Here is a 25,367-nt window from a genome sequence, read left to right as displayed (position 1 = left end):
TGTGCGAATGCCCAATTCTGCGGCACCGCGTTTCAGGCCCTGAGAACGAGGTCCGCCCCGACGCTGCTTTCGGCCACCAGCCGCGCGTTTGGCAGATCGTTGCCGGCGATCTTGGCCTGCGCCGCCTGCGGATCCATGTCGCTCCAGCGCTCTGTCAGCCGTGCCTCCAGCACCGCAAGCGGCACATCGACGAAGATCGTCAGGTCGAAGCGCGGCCGCAGCCGCGCCCAGTCGGGATCGTCGAGCAGCAGGTAGTTGCCCTCGACGAGGATCAGCCGCACCTCGGGGTCGATGATCCGGGCGGCGGCGCGCGAAATCTCGAGCGCCCTGTCGAAGACCGGCGCCGCGACCGGCCGATCGCTCGAGGCGAGGCGGTCGAGCATCGCCGCAAGCCCGTCCGCATCGAAGGTGTGGGGCGCCCCCTTGCGCGCCAGCGTGCCGTGCGCCCGCAGCACCGCGTCGTCGTAGTGAAAGCCGTCCATCGGCAGGATCTCGACCTTGCCGGGATGGGTGCGGTCGACGCTGTCTCGCAGGCTCTCGGCCAGTGTGCTCTTGCCCGAGGCCGGCGCCCCGGCGATGGCGACGAAGACCCGCGCCTCTGCGCCTGCCAGGGCGGTCAGCCGCTCCACAAGGCTTGCGACATCGGTGTTTTCGCTCATGGTCCTGCCCTCCCCTGCGCAATCTGCCTCCAGAACAATGCCCGCCCTCGCGCGCGCCGTCCACCACCTGCCTCGGCCACGCAACGCAGGCCGCGTCCTTGAGCCAGCGCGGCTCCCGGCCGGACCGATCGGCCTGCCTCCGGCGGGAGTATTTTTGACGAAGAGAAGCCAGGGGCGCAGCGCTCCTGGCTTCTTTGGTTCAAAAATACCTCGGGGGTGAATTGGCGCACAGCGCCAAGAGGGGGCTGGCCCCCTCCCCCTTCATCACCATCACCGAGCGGCGACCGGCTGCTGCGCAGGGTTTGATGCGAGACGCCCGGCCAGCGCCGCGAGCCCGCCCCGCCGGTCGATGTGGGCGACCTCCTTCCAGAGCATCGCGCTGGCCTTATCGCCCAGCAGCGTTGCCGATTTCTCCCTCAGGCGTGGCGCGATCACCTCGGGATCGCTGTCGCCAAGCACGTCATGCGCGGCCTCGATCACCCGCCCGCCCACTGTGACGCGGAGCTCCGAGGCGGTGTCTTCGACCGAGGCATCCGCCACCACCGTCACCCGGTCGCGCAGCGCCACCAGATCGGGCAGCGCGCAGGTGGCGTTGCTGTAGACGTCGAGCGCGGCGGTATCGAGGCCGGCAAGGCCCATCGCCGCGGTCAGACGGTAGCTGAACTTGGCCTGCAGGCCGGTCGCCGGCGCGGGCTGGTTGCAAACCGCAAGCCAGCGCGGATGGGTGCGGATCTCGACCGCCTGCACGGCCTCTGGCGCGATGCCCTCCGCCTTCGCCTTGCGCAGCGCCTCGAGCATGGCGTGGAGCCCATGGCAGCAAGCGTGGAACTTGTAGGAAATTGCCGGGAACACCCACGCCTCCCCCAGCCCCTCGAGCGCCGTTTCGTCGGCGCGGCCCGCATGGGTCGGGCCGAAGCCCTGCGCGCCCTCGATGGCCTCGGGCGTGGCGCCCGCGCCGGCCTCGGCCAGCAGCGCGCAGGTCACCCCCACCTCGGCGGCGAAGCCCGCGTTGAGCGGTTTGCCCATGGTGCCGAACTGGCTCTTGAGACCCGCCGCGCGGGTCGCGGCGAGGCTCAGCGCCTGCGCCATCTGCGCCGCATCAAGCCCCAGCACGCGGCCCGCGGCGGCGGTCGCACCGAAGGCGCCCGAGGTGCCGGTCTGGTGGAAGCCCGCCTCGTAATGGGGCCGCCCGAGCCAGGCACCGACGCGGCAAGCAACCTCGAGCCCGACGCCAAGCGCCTGCATCAGCCGTGCCCCCTCGACGCCGCGCGCCTCGGCCAGCGCCAGCGCCGCCGGGATCACCGCAACGCTCGGGTGGCCGATATGGCCGAAATGGGTGTCGTCGTAGTCGAGCGCGTGGCTGGTGGCGCCGTTGGCCAGCGCCGCGGCGGCGGGCGCCGCATGGCCTCCGCCGAAAAGCGTTGCCCCGCCTTGCGCGGGGGCGTCCGCCAGCGCCGTGCGGCGGGCGGCGCGGGCGACGGGTTCATCGATGCCGGCGAGCCCGACCGTGGCCCAGTCGAAAAGCGAGAACCGGACGAAACGCGTCATCAGCGGATCGTCGGCGGGGCAGTCGGCGGCGAAACCGCCGAGGGTCTGTGCAAGCGTCATGGAGGCTCCTTTCAGCCGCAAAGTGCTGCGCGGGCGGCGCGGTATTCGCGGTCGAGCCGGGCAATCACCTCGCCCGCCGGCTCAAGCGCCCGGGACTGGCCCACCGCCTGGCCGGCGCTCCAGACCTGCGACCACGCCTTGGGGCGGTCGGGGTCGGTCTTGGCGCCCATGCGGCGCGGCTGGGCCAGCCGTGCCTCGTCGAGGTCGACCCCCGCCGCCGCGATGCTCGGCACAAGGTAGTTGGCGTGGGTGCCCGAGAACATCGGCGTGTAGAGGATCTCGTCCGAGCCTGCCTCGACGATCATCTGCTTGTGGGCCTCCGGCGCGATGGCCTCCTCGGTGGGAATGAAGACGGTTCCGGCATAGGCGAAGTCGCATCCCAGCGCCTGTGCTGCGAGGATCGAGCGGCCATTGGCGATGGCCCCCGAAAGCGCCAGCGGCCCCTCCCAGAAGGCGCGCACCTCCTCGACCAGCGCGAAGGGGCTGAGCGTGCCCGCGTGCCCCCCGGCCCCGGCGCAGACAAGGATCAGCCCGTCGACACCGGCGCGGGCGGCGCGGCGGGCGTGGCGCGCCTTGACCACGTCGTGAAACACCAGCCCGCCATAGCCGTGCACCGCCTCGACCACCTTGTCGGGCGCCGAGAGAGAGGTGATGACCAGCGGCACCTCGTGGCGCACGAGGGTCGCCAGATCCTCCTCCAGCCGGGTGTTGTAGTCGTTGACGATCAGGTTGACGCCATAGGGGGCGGTGGGCTTTCCGGTCTCGCGGCGGAAAGTCTCGAGACGGGTCTCGATCTCGGACAGCCAGTCGTCGAGCTGCGCGGCGGGCCGGGCGTTGAGCGCCGGGAAGGTGCCGATCACCCCGGCGCAGCATTGCGCCACGACCAGATCGACGCCCGAGGCAAGAAACATCGGCGCGCCAATCAGCGGCAGCGTGAGCCCCGTGCCGAGCGCTTCGATGGGGGAATGCTGTGTCATCGTCTTCTCCGTTACAGCGACGCGCGGCCCGCTCAGGGGCTGCCCGCGTCTACAATCCTGCCTTGCCGCGGTTCAGCAGCCGCCGCGCGCGGGCCACCACCGGCGAGTGCATCAACTCGGCTTCGTCGGCGGCCGTGAGCTCGCCGGCTTCTGCCGCGATCACGTTGCGCGCCCAGTCGAGATCCGGCTGCTCGGCACGGAATCCGGCCCGCGCCGGGGCGATCTGGCGCGGATGTATCAGGCACTTGCCGCCGAAGCCCAGCTCGCTGGCGTGCATCGCCTCGTCGCTGACCAGCGCCGCGTCTACCACCGAGACCGTAACCCCGTCGAGCGGTGCCGGGCGCCCGGCCAGCCGCGCGGCCTGCACCATGCGGCTGCGCAGCGGCAAGAGCGCCATGCGGGTGTGCGCACAGCCCAGGTCCTCGCAGATGTCCAGCGAGCCGAAGGCGATCCGGTCGGCGGCGCAGGCGATCTCCTCGACCCGGGCAAGGCCCCGCATGGTCTCGATCAGGGCGATGATGGTCTGCCCCTCCCCCAGCGCCTCGCGCAGCGCGGTGAGCTGCGCCACGCTCTTGACCTTGGGCAGCACCACGCCCTCGAAGCCGGCACCACGGGCGAAGGCCACGTCGTCGCGATACCACGGCGTGCCGGGCGCATTGACCCGGAGGTAGATCGGCACCGGACGCTCGGCCGGAAGCGCGCTCTGCGGGATCCGCCGCACCAGCGCCTTGCTCTCGGGCGGGACCGAATCCTCGAAATCGATCACCACCGCATCGGCACCCGCGGTGCAGGCCCTGGCGAAGAGATCGGGCCGGTCGGCAGAGACGAAGAGCGGCAGGAACGGGCCGTTCGCAGACCCAGGCTCGGCCGCAGCGCGCGCCACCGGCTCACCCCCCTTGCGCGCGCGCGGCCCCTCCTTGCGCCCGCGCGGGCCGGCAGGCTCGCCCCGGGCCATCAGGTCAGGATGCGCGCCTCGGTCACGGCCTGCACCGCGTCGAGGCTGTTGCCGGGGGTAAGCTCGACGAGGCGGAAGCCCTCGGGCGTAACGTCAAGCACCGCGAGATCGGTATAGACCCGGCTCACCACGCCGAGGCCGGTGAGCGGATAGGTGCACCGTTTCAGCAGCTTGGGGCTGCCGTCGCGGTTCACGTGGCGCATCATCACGAAGATCGTCGGCACACCAACCACGAGATCCATCGCGCCGCCTACCGCCGGGGGGTAGGTCTCGTCCAGCGTCGCCCAGTTGGCCAGATCGCCATTCTCGGCCACCTGGTAGGCCCCGAGCACCGCGATATCGATATGACCGCCGCGCATCATCGCGAAGCTGTCGGAATGCTCGAAATAGGCCGCACCGGGCGCGGCGGTGACATAGCGCTTGCTGGCGTCGATCAGCTCGGGATCCTCGGTGCCCGGCGCGGGCGTTGGCCCGACGCCAAGGATCCCGTTCTCGGAGTGATAGATCACCTCGCGCCCGTCGGGCACGTAGCCCGAGACATGGGTGGGCTTGCCGATGCCGAGGTTCACGTAAGAGCCGTCGGGGATGTCCTGCGCCACGCGGGCGGCCAGCTGCGCATCGTCGAGCGCGTTCATCGTCACTACGGTCATGGTCTCACCCCGTATTCCACCACGCCCTGCACGAAAATACCCGGTGTCACCACGGTCTCGGGATCGAGCGGCGCGTCCGACAGCTCGCGGACCTCGACGATCGCGTGCGTCGCGGCCATCGCCATCACCGGATTGAAGTTGCGGGCGGTGGCGTGAAAATTGAGATTGCCCCACTTGTCGCCGCGATCGGCGCGGATCAGCGCGAAATCCGCCGGCAGAGGCGCCTCGAGCACGTAGCCGCGCCCATCGATCACCCGGGTCTCCTTGCCCTCGGCCAGCCGCGTGCCGTAGCCGGTGGGCGTCAGGAACCCGCCCAGCCCGGCGCCCGCGGCGCGGATGCGCTCGGCCAGCGTGCCCTGCGGCACCACCTCGAGCTCCACCTCGCCCGCCTTGAAGCGCTGTTCGAACCAGATCGAGCCCGGCGTGCGCGGGTAGGAGCAGATCACCTTGGCGACCCTGCCCGCCTTGAGCAGCTTGGCGATGCCGGTCTCGCCGGCCCCGGCGTTGTTCGAGATCACCGTCAGCCCGGTGGCGCCCTGCTCGAGCAGGGCGTCGATCAGCCCGAAGGGGATGCCCGAGGAGCCGAAGCCCCCGATCATCACCGACGCACCATCGGTGACCGGCGCGACCGCGTGCGCCAGATCGTCGACACTCTTGTCCATGCGGTCCTCCCTCAGGCCTTCACGGTGGCGCGGCGGCGGCCCAGGCCGAGGTTCACCACGATCACGCCCACCAGCACCGCCGCCCCGATCAGGCTGGTTGTGAGTTCGGGAAACAATACGAGGATCCCCCCTGCCCCAAAGGCGATGCGGCTGGCGATGCCGATGCGGCCGACCTTGTAGATCCAGCTCTCGAAGGCCGAGGTGATCGCCCAGATCGCCAGCACTGTCAGGCCCACGCGCTCGATGATCTGCAGCCAGCTGCCTTCCATGATCAGCGCCGGGTCGTAGACGAAGATGAAGGGCAGCACGAAGAGCGGCATGCCCAGGCGCATGGCATGGAAGCCGGTCTTCATCGGCTTGGAGCCCGCCACGTTGGCCGCGGTGATCGCCGCCAGCGCCACCGGCGGCGTGATGTAGGAGAGCATGCCCCAGTAAAGGATGAACAGGTGGCTGGCGATCGGGTTGAGCCCGGCCTGCACCAGCGCCGGCGCCAGCAGGATCGACAGGAAGATGTAGCAGGCCGTCACCGTCATCCCCATGCCGAGCACGAAGCTCGTCACCGCCCCCGCGATCAGCATCAGCGCAGTGTTGCCACCGGCATAGAGCAGCAGCTCGCGCGAGAAGGCGCCTGCGACGCCGGTATAGGACAGGCCCCCAACGACCAGCCCGATGCCCGCCAGCACGGCCACAAGGCTCGCGATATTGCACGAGATGTCGAGCAGCAGGCCCTTGGCGCGGGCCAGCGTCAGGCGGGTCTCCTTGCGGAACGCGGTGGCGACCAGCATCACGACCGAGGCGTAATAGGGCGAACGCGCTTCCATGCGCAGCCCCATCAACACGAAGATCAGCACCGCGAGGCTCAGCAGGTAGGGCCAGCCGCTCTTCAGCACCGGCCAGATCGGCGGCGTCTCGCTGCGCGGCAGGCCCTTGAGGCCGCGGCGCGCGGCATACATGTCGACCTGGAACAGCAGCGCCACGTAGAACAGGATCGCCGGGATCACCGCCGCGATGACGATGGACGAGTATTGTACGCCCAGGAACGAGGCCATGACGAAGGCCACGGTACCCATCACCGGCGGCATCAAGGTGGCGCCGGTGGAGGCGCAGGCCTCGACGGCGGCGGCGTAATGCGCGGGATAACCCACCCGGCGCATGGTCGGGATCGAGAACGGCCCCGAGGTCAGAATGTTCGAGATCACGCTCCCCGAGAGCGAGCCAAGGATGCCCGAGCCCATCACGGCGACCTTGGCGGGCCCGCCCCGGCTGTGCCCGAGCAGCGCCGAGGCCAGCTCCATGAAGAAATCGCTGCCCTTGGTGGCCACCAGAACCGAGCCGAAGATCACGAAGCCGATGACCAGCTCGGCCACCACCTGCATCGGGATGCCGATGATCGACTCGACGCCCAGCACATGCGCCCGGACGGTGCCGACCAGCGAATACTCGGTGCCCCAGAGGAAGCCCGGCATGTAGTCGGCGTAAAGCGGATAGGTCCCGAACAGCAGCGCCGTGAACAGCAGGATCGGGCCACCCGCCCGCCGCACGCCCTCGAGCACCAGCACGATCAGCACCGAGGCCGCGATATCTGCCCCCAGCGGCGCGTCGTATTCCCAGCCCTTCTGGATGATGTCGAGCCCGTGGAAGCCCAGCCATCCGGCGCTGCCCATCGCGGCGATGGCGAGCACGATGTTGAGCCACCAGAACCGGCGCGGGTTCATCGCGGTGGCGGGCAGCGTCAGGAAGGCCAGCGCCAGGAAGATGCCGATCAGGTAGTAGAGATAGGCGTTGCCGAGCGGCTGGAACCCGAAAATATTGAGGAGAAACTGCTGGTTGATCGCCATGATGACGCCGAGGGCGCCAAGCACCATCACGATCGCGCGGAGGGCCGTCTGGAGGGCGGAGTCGGGCTGTGCCTGCGCAGAGCCCCCCTCCGGCGCCGCGGCCGAGGTGGTTTGGTCGGAATCCATGATCTCGTCCTGATCTGGCAAGAGGTCTTCCCCCGGCGGGCGAACCGCCGGGGGCACGATCAGCGTTCAGTGGCTCAGTTCAGGCCGGCGACGATCTCGGCACGGCGGGCCATCCAGGCCTCTGCGAAGTCTTCTTCCGACAGGCCCTCGTTCTCGGACTTGAAGCTGTCCCAGGCCTCGACGAGCGCGTTCATGCGCTGGGTGCGTTTCTCGTTCCAGGCATCGTCCTCTTCGGTCCAGATGCCCTTTTCCTTGAGGTAGCGCACGGCGCCCTCGTGGAACGGCACGTCGATCGCCGGCTTGCCCGATTTCTCCAGCGTCCACCGCGTCATCGTGGCGGTGCCGTCCTTGTAGAGATCGTAGGTCTCATCCAGCGCCTTGATGAAGGCGTAGACGTCATCGGCGGATTTCTCGACCGTGGTGGTGATCACCGGATAGCGGTAGGCCGCCATCTTGGCGATCTCGCCTTCCTCGAGCCCGGCGGCCACATCCTCGTCGGACGGCCCCATGATCGGCAGCACCTTGAGCAGGCCTTCCCAGCCCTCGGCATTGTCGGCCTCGAGCGGCGCGTAGTGGATGCCACGCGGGCTCTCGGCCAGCTCATAGAGCTGGCTTGTGGTAGGCGTCGTGCAGGTGGCGTCGGATTCGTTGCGGGTCATCGACGACATGGCCGAGGCGTAGGTCGGGAAGGTCACCACCTCGACATCGTCGAGGGTGAGCCCGCCGAACGCCAGGATCGCCTCGCATTTCACATTCACCGACGGGTTTCCGGCGACGAAGGCGATGCGCTTGCCGCGAGCATCCGCCACGGTCTCGATGCCGGCATCCCCGGCGGCGATCAGGGTGATGCCCGCCGGACGGCCGGCTACGGCGCGCAGCTCGCGCGGCCCCCATTCCGGGGTCGCGAAGTCGAACGCACCCTCGGACAGGAAGAACGCCTCGGTGGCAAGGAAGGCATAGTCGGCGCGGCCCTGAAGAAGCGGCTGCAGACGGCCGATGCCGCTGCCCGAAGGCTGGATGCGGACACGGGTGCCGAACTCCTTGCCGAAGGCATCGGCGATGGCAGAGGCCTCGGCGTAGCCGGCCGAGCCCACGTCGTAGGACGTCCACACCATGGTGTTCGGCAGCTCCTGCGCCGATACGCCCGCGCCGCAAAGCGCCATCAGGCCACCTACGGCAGCCCCGAGTTTGAATCTGGTCTTCATGTAATCCTCCCTGTGTGGCGAAAGCCCGTCCGGCGGCCAATCCTCCTCTGGCCCTGCCCCGGCAACGGCCCCGCAAGAGCGGTGATCGGCCGGACGTCTCTTTCCCTGAGAGAAACACTGTCCGACTGGCACATATGATTCAAATGCATTATAGACATAACAGAGATACGAATGAGGCATGAATGGATTTCCGCCAGCTCCGCAACTTCATCCAGGTCGTCGAGCTCAACAGCATCACCGCCGCGGCCGAGCGTCTGAACATCGCCCAGCCCGCCCTGAGCCGGCAGGTAAAGGCGCTGGAAGAGGAGCTGAGCGTGTCGCTTCTGCGCCGCCACGGGCGCGGCGTCATGCCCACCGAAGAGGGCATCCGGCTGGCCCGCCGGGCCAAGGCGATTCTCGAGGAGATGGAGGATCTGGCGGGTGACATCTCGGGCCACAGCGCACCGCTTTCGGGCACCGTGACGCTGGGTCTGCCGCCCACGGTTTCCGAGATTCTGGCCACCCACCTGATCGAGCGCACGATGCAGGATTACCCCGAGGTGAAGCTGCGGATCATCTCGGGATTCAGCGGCCACGTGCAGGACTGGCTGCTGCGCGGAAAGATCGATCTGGGGGTCGCCTACGAGGGCCAGAAATCCCCTTCGATCAAGGCGCAACCAATTATCATGGAACAGCTTTTCCTGATCCAGTCGGCCAACACCGAAGGCGCGCGAGACGGCGTGCCGATCCATGCCCGCGACGCGCTCGAGCAGCCGCTCATCCTGCCCAATCCCGAGCATGGTCTGCGTGGCCGGGTCGAGGCCATCGCACATGAGGACCGCATCGATCTGAACGTCGTGCTCGAGATCGATATCCTGCCCACGATGCTCGCTTTCGTCGAACGCGGGCTGGGCGCCACGATCCTGCCGCTGGTCAGCGTGATCCACCATGTCCGCGAGGGCCGGCTGATCGCCCGGCCTATCGTCCGGCGCACCATCGACCGCACGCTGGTGCTGATGACGCCGCTGAACCGGCCCGGCTCGCGCCTCACCAGCAGCTTCGCCGATTTCCTCACCTCCGAGGTGCACGCGATGGTGGCCTCCGGCCAGTGGCCGGGGACGACGCTTTGAGTACGATCGGAATGCTCAGGAGGCATTCCTGATACTATGAACATGCCACGGAAGCATGAATCTGGCTACGTCAGATCAGCCCCCCCAACATCAGCCCCGCCAGCATCAGCGACCAGACCGTCAGGATGGCGAGGCAATAAGCTCCGTTCCATCTCAGCCCGATGGTCGAAGTGCTGCGCCCGACGATGGCCGAGCAGATCACCAGCGTGGTGATGAAGGGCGACAGCCCGATCACCGCCGTCCAGCCACCGGTGATCGCCAGCGCGATGGCGGTGTCGCTGAGCCCCGGCACGTTCAGCTGCGAGGCGATGGCGCCCAGCACCGAGGCCACCACGATCGGGTTCACCCCGATCAGCGCCAGCCCGAAGATCGAGAGCGAAATGCCGCAGGCCAGCGCCACCGGCCCGAGCCCAAGCCCCGAGATCACCGCGCGCAGCTCCTCGGCGGGGATCAGCGCCAGCAGCACCACCGGCAGGAACCCCGCCGAGGCGAACACCCCGACCTCGGACCCCAGCCCGCCGAGCCGACCCCATGTCGTCCGCGCCGCCTCGGCCACGCCGGAAGCCGGCCCGCCGGGCGCCTGGCGGGTGGCGGCGGCGGCCCAGAGCAGCGCGTAGCACGGCACCGCGCAGATCAGCCCTTGCTGGAAGCTCAGGGGCGTCACCTCGTGGAGCAGGAACACCGCCGTGCCCAGCGCCAGCACGTGGCCGACCAGCGCCGCGGCGCCGGTCCAGCTGCCCGGCGGCGGGCTCGGACGCGGCAGGCCGAGGCGGCGGAAGCGCCGGCCGTCGAGAAAGTCGAACAGCCAGCCAATCGCGATGAAGACGAAAGACATGGCAAAGCCCAGCGGGCCGAAGCTGGCATAGCTCAGCCCCGGCACGGAGATCAGGATGGCGTTGGTGGCAAAGCCGAAGGGCGACCACAGCGAGATCAGCGAAAAGCCCCGCACCACCGCCATGGTCATCCGCCTGAGCCGCGCCTCGCGCGCCTCGGGCGGCAGCTCTGCCGCCGCCGCGCTGTCCATCGAGCGCTTGGCAAGGTCGAGGAGCAGCGCCAGCCCGCCGAAATTGATCAGCACGCCGAAGAGGTGCCCGCCGCCAGTCATCGCCAGATAGCGCCGCGAGGCCGGCTGGCCGGTGACGAAGAGCCCGGCACGATGCACCTCGGGCGCGATGGCGGCGGCCGAGCGCAGCGTGCCCAGCATGGCGATAAGCGCGGCGAGGAACAGCATCCGATCGGCGCCCTGCCAGAGCACCGACGCCTCGACACCCCGCCAGAGCGCGGCGGCCAGCCCGACCAGCGCCATCAGCACCGGCACCCATGTGCCAAAGCCGAACTGGCGGCGGGCCAGCGCGAGGTAGAGCACCAGCGCGGCCACTGCCGCGCCAGTCACCAGTTTCGAGTCGACGAACACCAGCACCAGCGCCGCCAGCATGATCGCCGCCATCAGGCCACGGCGCAGCGCGGCGCTGCCATCCTCCCCGGCCACGCCGGGGGACAGCCGCCCCCCGGCACTCAGCATCCGCGGAACTGCGGCCGCCTCTTCTCGGCAAAGGCCGCGCGGCCCTCGGCGGCGTCTGCGCTGTTGATCAGCATCGGCTGAAGCCTGGCCTCGTACTCCAGCGCCTCCGAGATGTCGCGGGCGAACCAGTCGAGGATGAACTGCCGCGGCAGCGGCGCCTCCCCGGCCTCCTTCAGGGCCAGCTCCCCGGCCACGCGGGCCGCCGCGCCGGGATCCGCCAGCGTGTCGACAAGGCCGATCTCTTCCGCCTCTGCCGCCTCGACCACACGGTTGTCGAGCAGCAGGCGCCGGGCCCGCGCCCCGCCGATGCGCGGTGGCAGCGTGCTCAGCAGCCCCATGTCGGGGATCAGGCCGATCTTGGTGAAGGCCGCGACGAAGCGCGCCTCGCGCGAGGCCACCACCATCGGGCAAGCCATCGCCAAAGCCAGACCGCCGCCCGCCGCCCAGCCCTCGACCGCCGCGACCAGCGGCTTGGGAAAGCGCGCCATGCGGGTCACCATGTCACTCACGACAGCAAACCGCTCGCGGTGAATGCCGAGGCTGCGCGCGCCCTGATCGCGGATGTCTCCGCCGGCCGAGAAGTGCCCGCCGGCACCGGTCAGCACCACGGCGCGCACCGCATCATCGGTGGCAGCCGTCGCCAGCGCGTCGCGCAGGTCCTGCCGCCTTGCATGGCCGATCGGGTTGCGGCGTTCCGGCTCGTTCAGGGTGAGCGTGCAGAGCCCCTCCCCGTCTGTCGTGATCTCGATGCTCATGCGCTCTCCCTCCGCTTGAACAGCCCGTTGCCGATGGCGATCTTGTCGCGTTCAAGCACCCGGGTGCGGAAGCTGCCATCGTTCCAGATCTCGGTGCGCAGCGTCTCGCCCGGGTAGACGAAGGCGGTAAAGCGCGCGTCCATCGAGCCGAAAAGCGTCGCGTCATACTCGCACATCACCGCCAGCAGCGCATGCGCTGCGAAGCCGAAAGTGCAGAGCCCGTGCAGGATCGGTCGCTCGAAGCCTGCCTTTTCAGCCACACGCGGGTCGAGGTGCAGCGGGTTCGGGTCGGCGTTCCAGCGATAGTAAAGCGCCTGCTCGGGCCGGGTCGGCGTGTCGAAGACATGATCCGGCTCGATCTCGGGCAGCGTGTGCGCCTGCTTCACCGGACCGTCAGGCCCGCCGAAGCCGCCATCGCCGCGCAGGAAGGTGGTGCCACGGCAGGTCGCGAGATGCAGGCCGCTGTAGGCGTCGCGGATCTCTTTCTCGTAGTACAGCAGCGCACCGCGACCCTCGCCCTTGTCGACAAGGCCGGTGACACGGGTCTTGCCCACGATGGTGGCCTCGGGCGGGATCGGGTGGTGGATGGTGATGCCCTGCTCGCCATGCACCAGCTTCAGCGCATCAACACCTGTCTCGGGATTGCCGAGCCAGAAGCCCGGATGCCCCAGCACGTTGACGATGGCGGGCATCGCCCGCGCATCGTCGGCCAGCGCACCGACGTAAGGCAGCTGGCGCATGTCCATCGGATCCTGCCCCATGCCCACGGTGAGCCCGAAGCGGGCCACCTCCTCGGCGCCGTAGCTCTGGCGGACTTCGGGAATGTCGAAATTCATCAGGTGGTCGTAATCAATGGCCATCGGCGGCGACCTCCTGCGCGTCGAGCTCGATCACCGCGTCGAGCGCGTAGGCACCCTGCCCTTCGGGCATCGCGAGCACCGGGTTGAGGTCGATCGAGACCAGCCGCTCGCCAGCGCCGGCGGCAAAGACCGAGAGCTTCGAGAGCATCTCGGCCAGCGCGTCGATATCCGCCGGAGCGGCACCGCGCGCCCCCTGCAGGATCGCCGCACTGCGGATCGACAGGATCATCTCGCGCGCCGTCTCGGGGCCGAAGGGGCAGGCGCGCAGCGCCACGTCGTTCAAGAGCTCGACGAAGATGCCGCCAAGCCCGAACACCGCCACCGGACCGAAGGTCGGGTCGCGGTTGATGCCCATCAGGCACTCGACCCCGCCCGAGAGCTGCCGGGCCACCAGCACGCCGCTGACGCGGGCGTGCGAAGCGTGGGTCGCGGCGGCGGAGAGGATATCGGCATGGGCCGCGCGCACGCCATCGGCGTCGCGGATGTTGAGCTTGACCGCGCCGATGTCGGACTTGTGCAGGATGTCGGGCGACAGGATCTTCATCACCACCGGGTAGCCGAAGCCCTCGGCCGCAGCGACCGCCTCCTCGGCGCTCTGCACTGCCTGCTCGGGCGCGGCGTTGATGCCCGCCTCGGCGAGAAGCGCCTTGGCCTCGGCCTCGTCGGGGCTGGTTGCGGGCAGCAACACCGGCTTGGGCTCGGGCAGCGCCGCTTTCACGCTCGAGGCCTGCGCCGAGCCCAGCCGCAGCACCGCGTCGAGCGCGCGGACCGCACGGCAGGGATCGTTGAAGACCAGGATGCCTGCCTCGTCGTAGCGGCGCAGCACCTCCGGGTCGCCCAGCGCGCAGAAGGCGATGATGCGGTCGGGGAACGCGGCGCGCAGCGGGGCCATCGCCTCCAGGATGACCTTCGAGAGCCGCTCGCTGCCCGCCACGTAGGTGAGGAAGCAGAGCACGGCGCCATAGCCGCCCTCCTCGAGACCGGCGCGGGTGAACTGCTCGAGCAGCGCCGGTTCGTTCAGCGCCTGCGCGGTACAGTCGAGCGGATTGACCGCCGAGGCATAGGGCAGCACCTCGAGAAGCTTGGCCTGCGCTTCATCGGGCATGGAGGGCATCGGCAAACCGATGCGCTCGGCCTCGTCGCTGGCGACGATCCCCGCCCCGCCGCTGACCGTCACCACGCCGAGGGAATGCTGCGACGGCAGCACCTTCTTGGACGCGGCATAGGCGATGTCCATCATCGATTCCGGGTCGCGCAGGATGATCGCGCCGTGATCCGTGAGCACCGCGTCGGCGACCACCGCATCGCCGGTGAGCGAGGCAGTATGCGAGGCAGCCGCGCGCGCACCGACCGCCGAGCGTCCCGACTTCAGCGCCAGCACCGGCTTGCCGGCGGCGCGCGCCACGTCGAGCGCGGCGAGCAGCGCAGGCGCGTCGTTGACCGCCTCCATGTAGGTGCAGATCACGTCGATGCTGTCGCTCTCGGCCATCCAGCGGATCGCGTCGGCCACGGTGATGTCGGCCTCGTTGCCGGTGGTGATGAGCACCGAACAGCCCAAACCCTGATCCCGCGCCAGCGCGCCGAGATGCGCGCCGAACGCACCGGACTGGCTGGCGATCCCGATATTGCCGGGGCGCGGAAAACCGGTGTCGAGCGACGAGGAGAAGGTGCCGTAATAGCCGATATCGACGTTGTAAACACCGAGCGTGTTCGGCCCGAGCAGGCGCATGCCGTGCTTTCCGGCGAGCGCCACCAGTTCGCGCTGCGCCGCCTCGCCCTCGGCACCGGTCTCGGCGAAGCCCGCCGAGAACAGCGTCGCGGCCTTGCAGCCCTTGCGGCCCAGCGCCTCGATGGTCTGCGGCACCAGCTTGGCGGGCACCGCGATCAGCGCCGCCTCGGGCGCCTCGGGCAGATCGCCGACGCTGGCATAGCAGGGCAGCCCCTGCACCGTGTCACGCTTGGGGTTCACCGGCAGGATGCGGCCCTCGTAGCCGGCCTTGAGCATCGCAGCGATGGGCCGCCCGCCGATGCGGCCCGGATCCTCCGACGCGCCGATGATGGCCACGGATTTGGGGGCAATGAGCCCGTCGATGAGGGACAGATCGGTCATAGCGCGGCCTCCGAGCCGAGGATGGCGGTGCACTGGCTCGACAGCGTGCCGCCATTGCCGTGACAAAGCGCGATGTTGCAGTTGTCCTGCTGGCGCTCGCCGGCCTCGCCACGGATCTGCGCCACGGCCTCGGCGATCAGGAATAGCCCGTACATGCCCGGATGCACGCAGGACAGCCCGCCGCCATTGGTGTTGACCGCCAGCTCGCCACCCGGCGCGATACGCCCGTCCCGAACGAAGCGCCCGCCCTCGCCCTTGGGGCAGAAGCCGAGATCCTCGAGGAACAGGATCGTGTTGATGGTGAAGGCGTCGTAGAGCATCACCACGTCGATGTCTTTCTGGCTGACCCCCGCCATCTCCATCGCGCGCGGCCCGCTTTCGGCGGCGGCGGTGGTGGTGAGGTCGGGCATCGCCACGATCGAGCGGTGATAGTTCGCGCCACCGGCCCCCATGAAGTAGACCGGCTTGCCCGGCAGGTCCTTGGCACGGTCGGCGCGCACCAGCACGCAGGCGGCGGCGCCATCGGTCACGAGACAGCAGTCGGACTTGGTCAGCGGGTCCGAGATCATCCGCGCCGACAGAACCTCGTCCTTGCTGAGCGGGCCGCGGGCAAAGGCCTCGGGGTTGAGATTGGCCCAGCCCCGCGCGGCCAGCGCCACGTCGGCGAGGTCCTCGCGCGTCGTGCCGAATTCGGCCATGTGCCGGCTGGTCGCCAGACCGTAGGCGGTGATCGGATGGCGCGGCTTGTAGGGGGTCTCGTGCCATTGCGGCTCGCTCATCGACACCAGCCGGCCCCCGGCGGTGCGCTGGTTCGAGCCGTAGCAGATCAGCGCCGCGTCGCAGAGCCCGGCCTCGAGCGCCAGCGTCGCCTGCAGCAGGTGCATCTCGAAGCTCGAGCCGCCCACATTGGTGCCGTCGAAGAAGCGCGGCTTGAGGCCAAGATACTCGACCACGCTCATGGTCGGGAAGGCGTGGCTCGAGGTGGCCGCGAAGACGCCGTCGATGTCCTGCATCTTCAGCCCGGCCTCGTTCACCGCCTTGACCGCCGCCTGCCCCAGAAGCTCCATCGCCGAAAAGCCCGGCGCCTCGCCGACGCCGGCGGTGGCCATGCCCACGATGGCGGATTTTCCCCGCATGCTGTCCATGCTCATGCCGCGTCCTCCCCGGCCAGATCGAAGACCACGCGCGGGCCCTCCTCGGTGTCCTCGATGCGGGCCGTGACCCGCGCGCCGATCTCGGCGGTTTCGACCCCGGGAAGGGTCGACATCATGCGCACGCCCTCGTCGAGCTCGACCAGCGCCACGTTGTAGGCGCCCGAGCGGGCGCGGTTGACGGTTATGGCGTAGACCGTGCCAGTGCCCTTCGCCTCGACCCACTCGAGATCGGTGGCGCCGGTGGGCGACGTGACCTTGGGCCAGAACACGTACTCGCCGGTGCTGGCGGCGCGCTGGATCATGAACCAGCCCGCGGCAAGATACGCCTCGTAGGCGGCCTGCGGTCCCAGTTGCGACACATCGGTGTCTTTCATCTTTCCCCTCCCTTTCTCTGTCTCAGTCTTTCCAGCCCAGGAACAGGTGCGTCTGCGACGTGCTGCCGACGACCTTCCCGTCGCCGCGCGTCAGCGTCACCTGCAGCACCAGCGTCATGCGGCCCACATGGACCGGGACGCAGCGCGCGGTGAGCCTGTCGCCCACCCGCACCGGCCGGATGAAATTGGTCTTGGCCTCGACCGTGGTGTTCGACACCTCGGCGGGGCTGTTGATGAAGGCCGATGTGCCGGCGGCAGTGTCGGCGATGGCCATCAGCGCGCCGCCATGCAGAACGCCGTTGCGATTGCCCATCGCCTCGGTCACGAGCATCGAGCACACCACCTCCTCAGGGGTGCAGGTCTCGACCTCGATGCCCAGAAGCGCGGCAAAGGCCGAGCGCGGCGGCATCTCCTCGAGGCTGCGGGTCGGACGCGCGCCCATGCTCACGCCGCCCGCTGCGCCAGCGTACGGCGCGCGATGACCAGCTGCTGGATCTGGCTGGTGCCCTCGTAGATGCGCAGCAGGCGGATATCGCGGTAGAGCCGCTCGATATCGTATTCCGCCATGTAGCCTGCGCCGCCGTGGATCTGCAGCGCCCGGTCGGCGATGCGGCCCGCGGCCTCGGTGCAGAAATACTTGGTGCAGGAGGCCTCGATGATGGCCTTGCCCTCGCGATCGAAGGTGTCGGCGCTGGCGCGCACCAGCGCCCGGGCGGCGTGCAGCTCGGCCTGACAGTCGGCGATCAGGCCCTGCACCAGCTGGTGCTCGCCGATCGGCTTGCCGAACTGCTTGCGCTCGAGCGCGTAGTCGGTGGCGATGTCGAGCATGCGCTGGCTCTGCCCCACCGCCATGGCGCCCACGTGGATGCGGCCCCGGTCGAGCACCTTCATCGCGGTGCGGAACCCCTTGTGGAGGTTCTTTGGCCCGCCGATGATGGCGCTTTCCGGCACCCGCACGTTCTCGAAGATCACGTCCGAGGTCTTGGTGCCCTTCTGGCCCAGCTTGCGGTCGGGTTTGGCCACGGTGATGCCCGGCGTGTCGGCGGGCACGATGAAGGCCGAGACGCCATCGGCGCCGGGCTTGTCCGCGTCGGTGCGGGCGAAGACGGTGAAGACGCCGGCGCGCACCGCGTTGGTGATGTAGCGCTTGGTCCCGTTGATGACGAAATCGCCGCCGTCACGCTTGGCCGAGGTACGGATGCCACCGGCATCAGAGCCATTGTCGGGCTCGGTCAGCGCGAAGGAGGCGACCACGTCGCCACTCGCAACCCCGGGCAGCCACTGCTCCTTCTGCTCCGGCGTGCCGTCCATGACGATGCCCTGCGAGCCGATGCCCACATTGGTGCCGATCAGCGAGCGGAAGGTCAGCGAGGCGTAGCACAGCGTCTCGATCAGCCGCGCCTCCTGCGGCACGCTGAGGCCGATGCCGCCATATTCCTCCGGCGTCGACAGCCCGAAAAGCCCCATCTCCTTCATCTCGGCGACGATCTCTTCGGGGATGTCGTCCTCCTCTTCGACCTGCCGCTCGGCAGGGATCAGGCGCTCGCGGGCGAATCGCTCCACGGTTGCCACAAGCTGCTCGAAAACATCGCTATCCACACCTGACGCCATCTTCGTTCCTCCCTCGGGATGCCTTCAGTCTGCCCTTGCTCTAGCAGAACAATTCTGTATGGTAAATGCAATTCTCCATGAGGAATGATATGGTCGACGATACCGGACAGAAGCTCGTACCCGCAGTTCAGAACGCGATGATCATCATGCGCCTGCTGGCAGCGAGCGGTCGCCCGATGGGCGCGACGCAGATCGCCCGCGAGGCCGGGCTGAACGTCTCTTCGGCGTTCAACATCCTGCGCACGCTGAGCCACGAGGGGCTTCTGAGCTTCGATCCAGAGGCCAAGACCTATGTCATCGGCATGGGTCTGATGGAGTTCGCGGCCCCCCTGCTGGGCGCCAACCCCGCCGACCTGATCCGCCCCACCCTCACCGCAATCGCGCAGGAGCATCAGGTGGCGATCGCGCTCTGGCAGATCACCGCCAACGAGCGCATCGTGCTGATCGATCGCTTCACCGCGCCCAACATCGTGCAGGCGGTGATGTCGCGCAGCAGCCGCCTGCCGGTGTTCGCCGGTGCGGTAGGGCGGGTCTACGCGGCCCGGCAGGGGCTTACGAAGGCGCAGACCCGCAAGGGCTTTGACAGCGTGCGCTGGCAGGATGAGCCGGAGTTCGAAACCTACTGGGCCGACGTGCAGGCAGCGCGCGACAGCGGCACCGCGCAGGACCGAGGCCATCTGTTTCGCGGCCTCGACATCGTCGCGGCGCTTTCGGTGGACGCCGCCGGCGTGCCTCGGCTCGGCATGAGCAGCATCACCATCACTGGCCAGCAGACCGACGAAAGCCTCGACACGGTCGGCGCGGCGCTGGCTCAGGCCGCGCGGCAGATCGAGCGCGGCGTCTTCGGCCTGCGGGCCGGTGACTGACACACAAACGGAACACGTTCAGGACAAGACGGAGGAGACATGTCCGATATGAAACCCCTCGACGGAAAAGTCATGCTGGTGACCGGCGCCGGCGGCGGCATCGGCCGCGCCATCGCCATGGAAGCGGCCCGCGCCGGGGCATCGGTGGTCGTAAACGACATCGGCGCCTCGCTCGACGGTCAGCGCGAGTCCAGCGCCGCCGCGCAGGAGGCCGTGGCCGAGATCGAGAAGCTCGGCGGCAAGGCGGTCGCCAATGGCGATGACGTCTCGGACCCGGACGGCGCCAAGGCGATGGTCAAGCAGGCCACCGATGCGTTCGGACGGCTCGATGCGGTGGTCAACAATGCCGGCATCCTGCGCGACCAGTTCTTCCACAAGATGACCTTCGAGAATTTCGACGCGGTGGTGAAGGTCCATCTCTACGGCACGTTCAACGTCAGCCGTGCCGCCGCCGACGTGATGCGCGAACAGGGCTCGGGCAGCCTGATCCACATGACCTCGACCTCGGGGCTGGTGGGCAACCTCGCGCAGGCCAACTACTCCGCCGCAAAGCTCGGGGTCGCGGCGCTCTCGAAGTCGCTGGCGCTGGACCTGCAGCGGTGGAACATCCGTTCGAACTGCATCGCCCCCTTCGCCTGGAGCCGGATGACCTCGTCGATCAAGGTCGACAGCCCGGAGCAGGAAGAGCGGGTCAACCGCATGAAAGAGATGAAACCCGAGAAGATCGCCCCGCTGGCGCTTCACCTCGCCTCCGACGCGGGCGCCGACACCACGGGCCAGATCTTCGCGGTGCGCAACAACGAGATCTTCCTGATGTCGCAGCCGCGCCCGACCCGCTCGGTGCATCGCGGCGAGGGCTGGGACGTGGAAAGCGTTGCCAGCCACGCGATCCCGGCGCTGAAGGCGAGCTACGTGCCGCTCGACGTGTCCGCCGACGTGTTCTGCTGGGATCCGGTGTAGGGCCACAACCTTCCACGGCCTTAGATGATCGAGACGCGCCCGCAGGAGACTGCGGGCGCGATTGTTCGTCCGTCGGCTCGGCGCCGCGCCATCGCCGGTCCGCGGGATGGCGATCTTCCTTTCGAGCCTTGCGATTTATCCCGGCCAAATCCGAAGGACCTCTAAACGCAGCGCCGGCGTCACCAAATCGCCAGCCCGATGGCGCGGGCCGGCGATGGCGCGGCGCCCTGCGGGCTTAATTCCGCGCGAACGCTTTGCTCGAGCATCGCACAGCCAAACGGAGTCGACAGACCATACTCACCCATACCTCAGAAGCATTTCTGAAAGACCACCTAGATATTTGAATTATGACTCGCCGCGTCGGATGATCCCCGAAAGACCGGGAGGAGACCCACGTGTACGACCAAGACAGCGACGAATTCCAAGACATCCGCGATGCCGTCCGCGCGCTCTGCGCCGATTTCCCGGACGAGTATCACCGCAAGATCGACGAAGACCGCGCCTATCCCGAGGCCTTTGTCGACGCGCTCACCAAGGCGGGCTGGATGGCGGCGCTGATCCCCGAGGAATACGGCGGCTCGGGGCTCGGGCTGACCGAGGCGGCGGTGATCATGGAAGAGATCAACCGCGCCGGCGGCAATTCCGGCGCCTGCCACGGCCAGATGTACAACATGAACACGCTGGTCCGGCACGGCTCGGAGGAGCAGCGCCAGCGCATCCTGCCCAAGCTCGCCAGCGGAGAGCTGCGACTGCAGTCGATGGGCGTGACCGAGCCCACCACCGGCACCGACACCACCCAGCTCAAGACCACTGCCGTCAAGAAGGGTGACAAGTACGTCATCAATGGCCAGAAGGTCTGGATCAGCCGGGTGCAGCACTCGGATCTGATGATCCTGCTCGCCCGCACCACGCCCCTCTCCGAGGTGAAGAAGAAATCCGAGGGGCTGTCGATCTTTCTCGTGGACATCAAGGAGGCGATGCAGTCGGGCATGACCGTCCGGCCGATCCCCAACATGGTCAATCACGAGACCAACGAGCTGTTCTTCGACAATCTCGAGATCCCCGAGGAGAACCTGATCGGCGAGGAGGGCAAGGGCTTCAAGTACATCCTCACCGGGCTCAACGCCGAGCGCACGCTGATCGCCGCCGAGTGCATCGGCGACGGCTACTGGTTCACCGATCGCGTGGTGAATTACGTCAGCGAGCGCAACGTTTTCGGCCGCGCCATCGGCCAGAACCAGGGCGTTCAGTTCCCCATCGCCGAGGCCTATATCGAGGTCGAGGCTGCCAACCTGATGTGCCGCAAGGCCAGCCGCCTCTACGATGCCGGCCAGCCCTGCGGCGCCGAGGCCAACATGGCGAAATACCTCGCCGCCAAGGCCTCGTGGGAGGCCGCCAACTCGTGCCTGCAGTTCCACGGCGGCTTCGGCTTCGCCTGCGAGTACGATGTCGAGCGCAAGTTCCGTGAGACCCGGCTCTACCAGGTGGCGCCGATCTCGACCAACCTGATCCTGTCCTACGTCGCCGAGCACGTGCTGGGCCTGCCGAGGTCGTTCTGATGCGCCCGCTCGACGGCGTGAGGGTGGTGTCCATCGAACAGGCGGTGGCCGCCCCCTTCTGCACCTCGCGGCTGGCCGATGCCGGTGCCGAGGTGATCAAAATCGAACGCCCCGAGGGCGATTTCGCCCGCGGCTACGACGCGGTGGCGAACGGCCAGTCGAGCTATTTCGTCTGGCTCAACCGGGGCAAGCAGTCGCGCACGCTCGACCTCATGTCCGAGCAGGGCCGCGAAGAGCTGGCGCGCCTGCTCGGCGAAAGCGACGTGCTTGTGCAGAACCTCAAGCGCGGCGCGCTGGCCCGGCTCGGCTTTCCGTTCGAGCGGCTGACGCGCGAGTTCCCGCGCCTCATCACCTGCTCGATCTCGGGCTATGGCGAGGGTGGCCCGATGGCCGACCGAAAGGCCTATGACCTTCTGGTGCAGGCGGAATCCGGGCTCTGCTCGATCACCGGGGGGCCCTCCGAGCCGGCCCGCGTCGGCATCTCGATCGTCGACATCGCCACCGGCGCCACGGCGCAGACGGCGATCCTCGAGGCGCTGATCCGGCGCGGCGTGACCGGCAAGGGCGCCAACATCTCGATCTCGATGTTCGACGTCATGGCCGACTGGCTCACCGTACCGCTGCTGAACCACGAGGGCGGCAAGAGCCCCGAACGGGTTGGCCTCGCACATCCCTCGATCGCGCCCTACGGTGTCTTCACCGCGAAGGACGGCACGCAGATCCTGCTCTCGATCCAGAGCGACCGGGAGTGGAAGAAGCTCTGCGACGTGTTCCTCGGCCTGCCCGGCCTCGCCACCGATCCGCGCTTCGCCACCAACGTGGCGCGGGTTGCCAACCGGGCCGAGACCGATGCCGTGCTCGCCGCCCGCTTCGCGGCACTTTCCGCCGATGATGCAGAGGACGCGCTGCTCCGCGCCGACGTGGCCCTGGCGCGGGTCAACGACATGGAGGGGCTCTCGGGCCACCCCCACCTGCGGCGCATCACCGTCGACACCCCGAACGGCCCGGTCGCCTACCCCGCTCCGGCCCCGGTCTGGGAGGGCGAAACCCCGCGCTTCGGCCCGGTGCCCCGGCTCGCCCCGCTCGAAGAGGTGGTGTGATGGACATGACCCTCGACCATCTCAAGGGGTGGATCGGCCGCGAGGAGAGCGCCTCCGAGCTGCTGACCCCGGTGCTCACAGAGCGCTTCCTCGCCACGTTCGACCGCGACGGCGAGAGCGGCCCGGGCGCCGAGGCACCGCTCCTGCTGCATCACGCGCTCTGCCACCCGGTGGCCGCGACCTCGGAGCTCGGCCCTGACGGGCACCCGCATCGCGGCGGCTTCCTGCCCCCCGTCACCCTGCCCCGGCGCATGTGGGCCGGTGGCGAGATCGCCTTTCACAGTGCCCCGCGTGTCGGCGAGATCGTCACCCGCAACTCGGTGATCGACGACGTGCGCATCAAGCAGGGCCGCAGCGGCACGCTGTGCTTCGTCACCGTCACGCATGACTTCTCCGCCGACGGGCGCGCCGTGCTGAGCGAACGGCAGGACATCGTCTATCGCGACGCACCCGCCGCCGGTGCCACGCCGACAGCACCGGCGCCCGCCCCCGAAGGCACGTCTCGGCGCGAGGTCTATCCTTCGCCGGAGCTGCTGTTCCGCTACTCGGCACTGACCTTCAACAGCCACCGCATCCACTACGACCTGCCCTACGTGACGGGTGTGGAAGGCTATCCCGGTCTCGTGGTGCACGGGCCGCTTCAGGCTGCCCTGCTGGTGCAATACGCCACCGATCTGCGCGGCGCGGCGCCCGCGCGCTTCCGCTTCCGTGGCCTGTCACCGGCATTTTCCGGCAGCCCGCTGTTGCTGCACGCCACCGAGGAGGACGGCGAGATGACACTCTGGAGCGCCGCACCCGGCGGCCCCGTGGCGATGGAGGCGAGCGCGCAATGGTGAGCCCCGAGACCCTCCGGACCCCGCTCTTCGTTCCTGCCGACCGGCCCGACCGCTTCGAGAAGGCCGCGGCCTCGGGGGCCGATGCGGTGATCCTCGATCTCGAGGATGCCGTCGCCCACGACCGCAAAGAGGCCGCCCGCACGTCGCTGCGCAGCGATTTCACCGACCTGCCGGTGCTGGTGCGGATCAATGCCACCGGCACGCCTTGGCACGAGGATGACCTCGCCGCGCTGCGCGGCCTGAACCTGAGCGCCGTGATCCTGCCCAAGGCCGAGGATCCGACCAGCGTCGCCGCTGTGAGCGAGGTGCTTGGCGAGGCCACACCGGTGATGGCGCTGATCGAAAGCGGGCTGGGCCTTGGCCAGTGCCGCGCCATAGCCGCCCTGCCCGGGGTCTGCCGTCTGGTCTTTGGCTCGATCGACTACTGCGCCGATCTCGGCTGCGAGCACCTGCGCGAGGTGCTGCTGCCGGCGCGCTCCGAGCTGGTGCTCGCCTCGCGCCTCGCCGGCATCGCCGCGCCTGTCGACGGGGTGACCGCGCGGCTCGACGACCTGTCGGAAACCTACGAGGACACGGTGCATGCCCGTGCCTTGGGACTGACCGGCAAGCTCTGCATCCACCCGGTGCAGATCCCCGAGGTGCGCCGCGCCTTCCTGCCCTCCGAGGCAGAGATCGACTGGGCCCGCCGGGTGATGGCCTCGGGGGACGGCGCGGTCTCGGTGGATGGTGCCATGGTCGACGCCCCGGTGCGGCTGCGCGCGAAAGGTATCCTCGCGCAGGTCGAGGCAGCCTAGGCGCTAGGCGGCACAAGGTTGCGCCAGAAGACCGGGGGGCGCCCGAAAGCGCCCCCCCGACAGGTCAGCCGCCGACCGGGACGGTGAAGGTCACGTAGGCCGCCGTGCCCTCGAGGCGGTTCCTTGCGTCGAACTCCTCGAACACCTTGACCCGCATCGAAACCGGCGTGTCTCCCATCTGGAAATTGTAGCCGAAGGTCGCGCCAAGCGCGCTCACCTGCCCCTTGAAGTCGCCGAGGTTCGCGCCGTCGCCGCTGTCGCCGGTGATCTGCTCGTAGTAGTAGCCCACGAGGCCGGCCGAGAAGGATGGCGAGAAGGTCTTGGTCACCGCGCCCTCGAAGTGGAACTCGGTGCCGGTGTTGTAGTCGGTCTCGGGGTTTTCGCCGTTGAAGGTGAAACCCGCCGCGCCCGAAACCTCCCAGCCGCTGGCCGGGTCGAACCATGTCAAAGCGCCGTTGAGATCGAGACCCCAGCGGTTGAAGGCGACGTTGGCGATGTCCCCCTCGTGGTAATCGCCGATCGGGACGTTGAGCATGGCCCCGGTCGTCCAGTGCAGGTTGCCGTCGTGCCAGCCAAGCGTCGCACCCAGAACCGGGTCCCCCATCGTGAAGATATCATCGTCCAGCGAGGCCCCGAGTCCGCCGCCGTCCAGCGCGGCCCTCGCGTCGATTGCCTTGCTGCCGAAGGGCAGCGAGACCGTCAGCGCCAGATTGCCACCCAGCACCTCATCGGGCAGCACCCACATGCCGGTGAACACGTCGATCCAGGCGGTGGCCTCGACATCGGCGATGATCTCGCCTCCGAACGAGAGGTCACGCCCCGCCGAGGCCGAGCCGGTGTAATGGTAGAGGTCATTGTTGATATAGGTGCCCGGTGCCGGCAACACCCCGGCAAAGGGCCCCTTGGAGCCGAGCAGGTAGAAGCCCGCCGCGCCCTCGGCCGCGAAAGCCGCGCCGCCACTGGCAAGCCCGAGAGCGACGCCGAGAGCCGCGCCCTTCAGGACCGCCGGGGCCCCTCGTTGAAAGTCTGACATTTGCATCGTTCCCTCCCTTGCCTGACATCGTCCGAGTGGCCGGA

24 protein-coding genes are annotated in these 25,367 nt (G+C 68.6%); 7 read left to right on the top strand and 17 right to left on the bottom strand.

The window, feature by feature from the left end; translation table 11 throughout:
* Nucleotides 1-32 precede the first annotated feature (32 nt).
* From R2601_RS12185 to R2601_RS12150, 8 genes are all read right to left on the bottom strand, one after another.
* A complete protein-coding gene (locus R2601_RS12185; RefSeq protein ID WP_007798705.1) occupies nucleotides 33-659 on the bottom strand; it encodes a nucleoside/nucleotide kinase family protein in 627 nt (208 codons plus the stop codon).
* A 270-nt stretch (nucleotides 660-929) separates the two neighbouring features.
* Nucleotides 930-2,267 carry an MmgE/PrpD family protein gene (locus tag R2601_RS12180; RefSeq protein ID WP_007798703.1) on the bottom strand — a complete coding sequence of 446 codons (1,338 nt, stop codon included), beginning with the start codon at nucleotides 2,265-2,267 and terminating at the stop codon, nucleotides 930-932.
* 11 nt (nucleotides 2,268-2,278) lie between these two features.
* Nucleotides 2,279-3,244 carry an NAD(P)H-dependent flavin oxidoreductase gene (locus R2601_RS12175; RefSeq protein WP_007798700.1) on the bottom strand — a complete coding sequence of 322 codons (966 nt, stop codon included), beginning with the start codon at nucleotides 3,242-3,244 and terminating at the stop codon, nucleotides 2,279-2,281.
* A gap of 49 nt (nucleotides 3,245-3,293) precedes the next feature.
* Nucleotides 3,294-4,127, bottom strand: coding sequence for an HpcH/HpaI aldolase/citrate lyase family protein (locus R2601_RS12170; RefSeq protein WP_050768449.1), 834 nt, complete (start codon nucleotides 4,125-4,127; stop codon nucleotides 3,294-3,296).
* A 71-nt stretch (nucleotides 4,128-4,198) separates the two neighbouring features.
* Entirely contained in the window at nucleotides 4,199-4,834 is a 636-nt protein-coding gene (locus R2601_RS12165; protein ID WP_007798693.1) for a 3-oxoacid CoA-transferase subunit B, read from the bottom strand.
* 11 nt (nucleotides 4,835-4,845) lie between these two features.
* Nucleotides 4,846-5,511, bottom strand: coding sequence for a 3-oxoacid CoA-transferase subunit A (locus R2601_RS12160; protein ID WP_007798690.1), 666 nt, complete (start codon nucleotides 5,509-5,511; stop codon nucleotides 4,846-4,848).
* An 11-nt stretch (nucleotides 5,512-5,522) separates the two neighbouring features.
* Entirely contained in the window at nucleotides 5,523-7,475 is a 1,953-nt protein-coding gene (locus tag R2601_RS12155; RefSeq protein ID WP_217626368.1) for a TRAP transporter permease, read from the bottom strand.
* 74 nt (nucleotides 7,476-7,549) lie between these two features.
* Entirely contained in the window at nucleotides 7,550-8,680 is a 1,131-nt protein-coding gene (locus R2601_RS12150) for a TAXI family TRAP transporter solute-binding subunit (RefSeq protein WP_007798685.1), read from the bottom strand.
* 182 nt (nucleotides 8,681-8,862) lie between these two features.
* Between R2601_RS12150 and R2601_RS12145 the strand changes: the two genes are divergently transcribed.
* Nucleotides 8,863-9,789 (top strand): LysR family transcriptional regulator, encoded by a 927-nt coding sequence (locus R2601_RS12145; RefSeq protein ID WP_007798681.1) that lies wholly within the window; start codon nucleotides 8,863-8,865, stop codon nucleotides 9,787-9,789.
* 70 nt (nucleotides 9,790-9,859) lie between these two features.
* On the opposite strand, the gene R2601_RS12140 is transcribed toward R2601_RS12145, so the two are convergent.
* Genes R2601_RS12140 through R2601_RS12105 form a run of 8 tightly spaced genes read right to left on the bottom strand, consistent with a single transcriptional unit; the run spans nucleotide 9,860 to nucleotide 18,175 of the window.
* Nucleotides 9,860-11,311 (bottom strand): hypothetical protein, encoded by a 1,452-nt coding sequence (locus tag R2601_RS12140; RefSeq protein ID WP_007798679.1) that lies wholly within the window; start codon nucleotides 11,309-11,311, stop codon nucleotides 9,860-9,862.
* The gene (locus tag R2601_RS12135) at nucleotides 11,305-12,066 is read right to left on the bottom strand and encodes an enoyl-CoA hydratase/isomerase family protein (RefSeq protein ID WP_007798676.1); all 762 of its coding nucleotides are present in this window, start codon (nucleotides 12,064-12,066) and stop codon (nucleotides 11,305-11,307) included. The genes R2601_RS12140 and R2601_RS12135 overlap by 7 nt, the downstream gene beginning before the upstream one ends.
* The gene (locus tag R2601_RS12130; RefSeq protein ID WP_007798673.1) at nucleotides 12,063-12,926 is read right to left on the bottom strand and encodes a MaoC/PaaZ C-terminal domain-containing protein; all 864 of its coding nucleotides are present in this window, start codon (nucleotides 12,924-12,926) and stop codon (nucleotides 12,063-12,065) included. Before R2601_RS12130 ends, R2601_RS12135 begins: the two co-directional genes overlap by 4 nt.
* A complete protein-coding gene (locus R2601_RS12125; RefSeq protein WP_007798670.1) occupies nucleotides 12,916-15,036 on the bottom strand; it encodes an acetate--CoA ligase family protein in 2,121 nt (706 codons plus the stop codon). Before R2601_RS12125 ends, R2601_RS12130 begins: the two co-directional genes overlap by 11 nt.
* Nucleotides 15,033-16,187 carry a thiolase family protein gene (locus R2601_RS12120; protein WP_007798668.1) on the bottom strand — a complete coding sequence of 385 codons (1,155 nt, stop codon included), beginning with the start codon at nucleotides 16,185-16,187 and terminating at the stop codon, nucleotides 15,033-15,035. The genes R2601_RS12125 and R2601_RS12120 overlap by 4 nt, the downstream gene beginning before the upstream one ends.
* Nucleotides 16,184-16,564: a Zn-ribbon domain-containing OB-fold protein gene (locus R2601_RS12115; RefSeq protein ID WP_007798666.1), complete on the bottom strand. Its 381-nt coding sequence runs from the start codon at nucleotides 16,562-16,564 to the stop codon at nucleotides 16,184-16,186. The genes R2601_RS12120 and R2601_RS12115 overlap by 4 nt, the downstream gene beginning before the upstream one ends.
* 22 nt (nucleotides 16,565-16,586) lie before the next feature.
* On the bottom strand, nucleotides 16,587-17,006 hold the full coding sequence (locus tag R2601_RS12110) for a PaaI family thioesterase (protein WP_007798664.1): 420 nt from the start codon (nucleotides 17,004-17,006) through the stop codon (nucleotides 16,587-16,589).
* 2 nt (nucleotides 17,007-17,008) lie between these two features.
* Nucleotides 17,009-18,175 carry an acyl-CoA dehydrogenase family protein gene (locus R2601_RS12105; RefSeq protein WP_040544660.1) on the bottom strand — a complete coding sequence of 389 codons (1,167 nt, stop codon included), beginning with the start codon at nucleotides 18,173-18,175 and terminating at the stop codon, nucleotides 17,009-17,011.
* Between the two features lie 89 nt (nucleotides 18,176-18,264).
* On the opposite strand from R2601_RS12105, the gene R2601_RS12100 reads away from it, so the two are divergent.
* The 6 genes from R2601_RS12100 (at nucleotide 18,265) to R2601_RS12075 (ending at nucleotide 24,290) form a co-directional block, all read left to right on the top strand.
* On the top strand, nucleotides 18,265-19,041 hold the full coding sequence (locus R2601_RS12100; protein WP_007798660.1) for an IclR family transcriptional regulator: 777 nt from the start codon (nucleotides 18,265-18,267) through the stop codon (nucleotides 19,039-19,041).
* Between the two features lie 39 nt (nucleotides 19,042-19,080).
* The gene (locus R2601_RS12095) at nucleotides 19,081-20,001 is read left to right on the top strand and encodes an SDR family NAD(P)-dependent oxidoreductase (protein WP_007798658.1); all 921 of its coding nucleotides are present in this window, start codon (nucleotides 19,081-19,083) and stop codon (nucleotides 19,999-20,001) included.
* A gap of 395 nt (nucleotides 20,002-20,396) precedes the next feature.
* Nucleotides 20,397-21,560, top strand: coding sequence for an acyl-CoA dehydrogenase family protein (locus tag R2601_RS12090; protein WP_007798657.1), 1,164 nt, complete (start codon nucleotides 20,397-20,399; stop codon nucleotides 21,558-21,560).
* Nucleotides 21,560-22,660, top strand: a complete 1,101-nt coding sequence (locus R2601_RS12085) for a CaiB/BaiF CoA transferase family protein (protein ID WP_007798655.1) — start codon at nucleotides 21,560-21,562, stop codon at nucleotides 22,658-22,660. The genes R2601_RS12090 and R2601_RS12085 overlap by 1 nt, the downstream gene beginning before the upstream one ends.
* Nucleotides 22,660-23,496 carry an HTD2 family dehydratase gene (locus R2601_RS12080; protein ID WP_007798653.1) on the top strand — a complete coding sequence of 279 codons (837 nt, stop codon included), beginning with the start codon at nucleotides 22,660-22,662 and terminating at the stop codon, nucleotides 23,494-23,496. Before R2601_RS12085 ends, R2601_RS12080 begins: the two co-directional genes overlap by 1 nt.
* Entirely contained in the window at nucleotides 23,490-24,290 is an 801-nt protein-coding gene (locus tag R2601_RS12075) for an HpcH/HpaI aldolase/citrate lyase family protein (protein ID WP_007798652.1), read from the top strand. Before R2601_RS12080 ends, R2601_RS12075 begins: the two co-directional genes overlap by 7 nt.
* Nucleotides 24,291-24,354: 64 nt before the next feature.
* On the opposite strand, the gene R2601_RS12070 is transcribed toward R2601_RS12075, so the two are convergent.
* Complete coding sequence (locus tag R2601_RS12070) at nucleotides 24,355-25,323, bottom strand: SphA family protein (protein ID WP_007798650.1); 969 nt, start codon at nucleotides 25,321-25,323, stop codon at nucleotides 24,355-24,357.
* Nucleotides 25,324-25,367 lie beyond the last annotated feature (44 nt).

This window comes from Salipiger bermudensis HTCC2601, assembly GCF_000153725.1.
Lineage (GTDB): Bacteria > Pseudomonadota > Alphaproteobacteria > Rhodobacterales > Rhodobacteraceae > Salipiger > Salipiger bermudensis.
Note: the sequence above shows the minus strand (reverse complement) of the source record. Positions and strands in the feature narration are given on the sequence as shown.